This is a genomic window from Mesorhizobium sp. P3_A9, from assembly GCF_056402975.1.
Genome location: NZ_JBFUGJ010000471.1, coordinates 1 through 3,713 on the forward strand (window position 1 = coordinate 1; position 3,713 = coordinate 3,713).

Annotated in this window: 6 protein-coding genes; 2 read left to right on the top strand and 4 right to left on the bottom strand. The window is 62.4% G+C overall.

Translation table 11 applies throughout. The features are described from left to right. Nucleotides 1-297, bottom strand: a 297-nt coding sequence (locus AC1DX0_RS32730; RefSeq protein ID WP_477358514.1) for an SDR family NAD(P)-dependent oxidoreductase, incomplete at its 3' end; no start/stop codon positions are given. 132 nt (nucleotides 298-429) lie between these two features. Next, a complete protein-coding gene (locus AC1DX0_RS32735) occupies nucleotides 430-1,392 on the bottom strand; it encodes a D-amino acid aminotransferase (RefSeq protein WP_477221902.1) in 963 nt (320 codons plus the stop codon). Nucleotides 1,393-1,550: 158 nt separating this feature from the next. Between AC1DX0_RS32735 and AC1DX0_RS32740 the strand changes: the two genes are divergently transcribed. After that, nucleotides 1,551-2,060 carry a hypothetical protein gene (locus tag AC1DX0_RS32740; protein ID WP_477221903.1) on the top strand — a complete coding sequence of 170 codons (510 nt, stop codon included), beginning with the start codon at nucleotides 1,551-1,553 and terminating at the stop codon, nucleotides 2,058-2,060. A gap of 5 nt (nucleotides 2,061-2,065) precedes the next feature. On the opposite strand, the gene AC1DX0_RS32745 is transcribed toward AC1DX0_RS32740, so the two are convergent. Continuing rightward, nucleotides 2,066-2,380 carry a DUF2293 domain-containing protein gene (locus tag AC1DX0_RS32745; protein ID WP_477221904.1) on the bottom strand — a complete coding sequence of 105 codons (315 nt, stop codon included), beginning with the start codon at nucleotides 2,378-2,380 and terminating at the stop codon, nucleotides 2,066-2,068. Continuing rightward, complete coding sequence (gene tsaA / locus AC1DX0_RS32750; RefSeq protein WP_477221905.1) at nucleotides 2,377-2,901, bottom strand: tRNA (N6-threonylcarbamoyladenosine(37)-N6)-methyltransferase TrmO; 525 nt, start codon at nucleotides 2,899-2,901, stop codon at nucleotides 2,377-2,379. Before tsaA ends, AC1DX0_RS32745 begins: the two co-directional genes overlap by 4 nt. A 194-nt stretch (nucleotides 2,902-3,095) precedes the next feature. On the opposite strand from tsaA, the gene AC1DX0_RS32755 reads away from it, so the two are divergent. Then, nucleotides 3,096-3,713: ArsR/SmtB family transcription factor (locus AC1DX0_RS32755; protein ID WP_477358516.1), on the top strand; the 618-nt coding region annotated here is incomplete at its 3' end.

The following is a 3,713-nucleotide window of genomic DNA, read 5'->3' on the forward strand; positions in this document are numbered from 1 at the left end:
CTGCTCGCTGACTTCCTCGATGGCGCCGAAATGGCCGTAGCCGGCATTGTTGATGACGACGTCGAGCCGGCCAAAGCGCTTGTGCGCCTCGGCGACAGCTGCATCGACGTCTTTCTTGTCGGTGACGTCGAGCTTTATCGCGGCGATGTTGTCGCCATATTTCGCGACGAGATCGGCGAGCGTGCCGGCGTCACGGGCGGTCGCGGCAACGCGGTCGCCACGCGCCAATGCGGCCTCGGCCCAGACGCGGCCAAAGCCCTTCGACGATCCGGTGATGAACCAAACCTTTGATGTCATGATGTGGAATCCTTGCCCCTGCGGGCGCAATTTGTAGTGAAAGCGGAGGCTTCTCCGCTTTCGGGCATATACGGTCTATCCCCTGATTTTCCAGAGGCGAGGGGAAATCTTTTTGAACAAGACGCCCCTTGATCAGGGATAATTCACCGGAGACGACCACGCCGGGTGATCATGCTTTTGCCAGTACAGCGCCATCAGCCGGCTGGTGATCGGCCCGACCTTGCCGTCGGCGATCGCCACGCCATCGATCTGCGTCACCGGCATGATGCCGCCGGCGGTCGAGGTGATGAAGACCTCGTCAGCTGCCTTGAGCGCGGTGACGCTGACATCGAGTGCGGCGGCGACAAGACCTTCCTCGCTACAGAGATCGAAAACGGTGCGCCTTGTGATGCCGGGCAGCACGCCGATGGCCGGCGTCGACAATTTGCCTTCCTTGACGCAGAAGACGTTGAAGCCCGGGCCTTCGGCGACATTGCCGTTGAAATCGAGGATGAGCGCGGTCTCGGCGCCGCGGTCATAGGCGTCGTAGAGGCCGCGCACCAGATCGAGCCAATGGTAGTTCTTGATCGCCGGGTCGATCGAGGCCGGCGGGATGCGCACTCTGTCGCTGATGGCGACACGCAGGCCGCGCTGCAGCTGCTCGGCATTTGCGACCGAGCCGAACGGCACGGCGAAGGCCATGAAGCGGTTGATTGCCTGGCGTGGATCGCGGCTGAAGGTCGGCGAGGCGCCGCGCGTGCACAGCATTTCGACATAGGCGGCGCGATGACCCGAAAGTGCTGCGCAATTGTGCAGGATTTCGGTCACGCCATCTCTGTCGAACGGGATTGTCATGCGCAGCTTTTCCAGCCCGCCGAAGAAGCGATCGAGATGCAGATCGAGGCGGAAGAAGCGGCCGTTCCAGACATGCACCGTGTCGTAGGTGGCGTCGGAATGCAGGAATCCCCAATCGAGCACCGACACCTTGGCTTGCGACATCGGCAGGTACTGGCCGTCGAGGAAGGCGATGCCGTCGGGATAGGAATGCGGGTCGATATGGCGGTCGCTCACCGCTGGCAGCGGCTTTGAAGCCTGTGTTGCCGTCGTCTGGTCCATCGGGGCCTCCTCGCGCGCAGGGCGGGTCATCAGCCTATCGGCGCCGGACAGAAGTCATAGAGCCAGCCGTCCGGCGATGTTCGTCCTCCATGACGATGTAGCTGATACATTGGATTGGAGTTGCCTTATAATCCGATGGGGCAGAATGGGAGGGGGATATGGGCAGGTTTTGGGCCGTCATGGCGGCCACGATGATTTTCGCCGCCACGGGCGAAGCCAGCGCGCAATGCACGAAAGAAGGCGACGAACTCTGCCAAAATGGCCAGACCTATCGCTGCGAGAAGACCGGCAGCGAATTGACGCTGATCTTCCAGAACCTGCCTTGCGCGGTGAACGTGCCGGCGCAGACGTTTACCGGCACCTGGGTCGGCAGTGGCCACCAGAGCCCGGCGGGTGACGCCGGCGCCGACTGGTCGATCGCCATGACGATCAGGGATGACGCCGCGTCGATCGACTATCCGTCACTCGGCTGCGGCGGGTCGCTGTCGCAGACGTCGAGGGATGAGACGTCGGCGGAATTCCATGAGCGCATCACCTACGGCCAGGACAAGTGCATCGATGGCGGCGACATCACCGTCCGGTTTTTCAAGGGAAACCTGTCCTGGACCTGGGTCGGCCAGGCCGACGGTCAGCCCTATAACGCGATCGCTGTACTGACCCGGCAATAGCTGCCTCATTCCTCCTCGTCGTCGGCGTCGAGCAGGCGTGTCGCGCGCCAGCGGGTGAGCACCATGTTGGTCTGCTCGATGACGAAGAAACGCGCCGAGTCGCGGTCGTAGCCTTCGGCCAGCAGCTTTTCGTAGTCGGTATGCATGTGGCGGATATGGGCGATCGTCGCCAGCCACACCGCGATGCCAGGCGGCAATGTCTTCATATGCACCGCGCCGGCGTCGGTGCGGATCTTTTCCATGTCGGCATAGGGCGCCAGCGGCAGAAGGGCTGTCAGCGCCTTGGCGATGGCGCGGCGGCGGCCGGTCGGCGCTGTCATCGCTCGTCACGTCCTTCAATGGTCGCCTCGGCAATGGCATCGGTCGAGGCAAAGTAAGGCTTGATGTCGATGACCGGCGTGCCGTCGAGCACGTCGATGGCGTCGAGATCGATACGTCCGGTGGCGATGTCCAGTCCGACGAGCCTTGCCACATGCAGGCCGACCGGGTTCGGCCGGGCAGGGGATCGCAAGCCGAATACACCTTTCGCGTCAGCCGCATGGCGGGGTTTTTGCACAATCAGATTCCGCGGCGCGTGATGCAGCCAGGACAAGATGATGACATGGCTGGCGCACTCCAGTCCGCGCAGGCCATCCCGATAGGGCGCGTCGATGGTCAGCACCGCCAGCTGCCCGGTCTCGCGGGCCGTGCGCATATTCTTTGGGCAGCTCTCCCGCGTCACCCATGGCGAGGCGATGCGGCCGATGAAGACGACGCCAGCATCCGCCGTCATCGTTGCCGGATCCTGTTGCAGCCTCTGCTCGCCTTCGCGTGCCTCGAACATTTCGCGTGGCCCGCTCATTCTGCCCATCTCTGTGCTGGCGCCTGTCATTGTCCCGGAACCGCACCACATTTTTGGGTGGCACGCACCGGAAAATCACGCATGCGGCATTTTCTTGTCCGGAAGCGACATAGCGCTTGCAAGGTTTTTAAAATCGACATAAACATATGTTTATATCTTTTTCAAAGTGAATACGCTGAAAAGAGAATACGTAGATGCATGTCTCGCTCGACACCATGGTGGATACGTTAAAGGCGGCGGCCGAATCCAGCCGCTTGCGCATATTGGCACTGTTGTCGCGCGGCGACCTCACCGTTTCCGATCTTACCGAAATTCTCGGCCAGTCGCAGCCGCGCGTCTCGCGCCACCTGAAGCTGCTGCTCGAGGCCGGGCTGATCGGCCGTTACCAGGAAGGGTCATGGGCGTTTTTCCGGCTGTCGGATACCGATTCCGCGCGTGACTTCGTCATGGGGCTGGTTTCCAGCATTCGCGGCGCCGATCCACAGGTCGAGCGCGATCTCGAGCGGCTCGCCTCGGTCAAGCGCAAGCGTCAGGACCGGGCGACGGAGTACTTTTCCGTGAATGCGGCAAGCTGGGACCATATCCGCTCGCTGCACGTGCCGGACCGTGCCGTCGAGGCCGCGATGCTGAAGCTGGTCGGCAAGCGACCGTTCCAGTCAATGCTCGATCTCGGCACCGGGACGGGCCGGCTGTTGGAAATCTTCTCGCCGCTCTACCGGCGCGGCGTTGGCATCGACATGTCGCGCGAAATGCTGACCGTGGCGCGCGCCAATCTCGACAAGGCCGGCGTTTCCAATGCGCAGGTCCGGCAG

Excerpts from the sequence above, each read along its gene's own strand:
- AC1DX0_RS32735 (WP_477221902.1), bottom strand. The coding sequence starts at position 1,392 with ATGGACCAGACGACGGCAACACAGGCTTCAAAGCCGCTGCCAGCGGTG.
- AC1DX0_RS32740 (WP_477221903.1), top strand. The coding sequence starts at position 1,551 with ATGGGCAGGTTTTGGGCCGTCATGGCGGCCACGATGATTTTCGCCGCC.
- AC1DX0_RS32745 (WP_477221904.1), bottom strand. The coding sequence starts at position 2,380 with ATGACAGCGCCGACCGGCCGCCGCCGCGCCATCGCCAAGGCGCTGACA.
- tsaA (WP_477221905.1), bottom strand. The coding sequence starts at position 2,901 with ATGAGCGGGCCACGCGAAATGTTCGAGGCACGCGAAGGCGAGCAGAGG.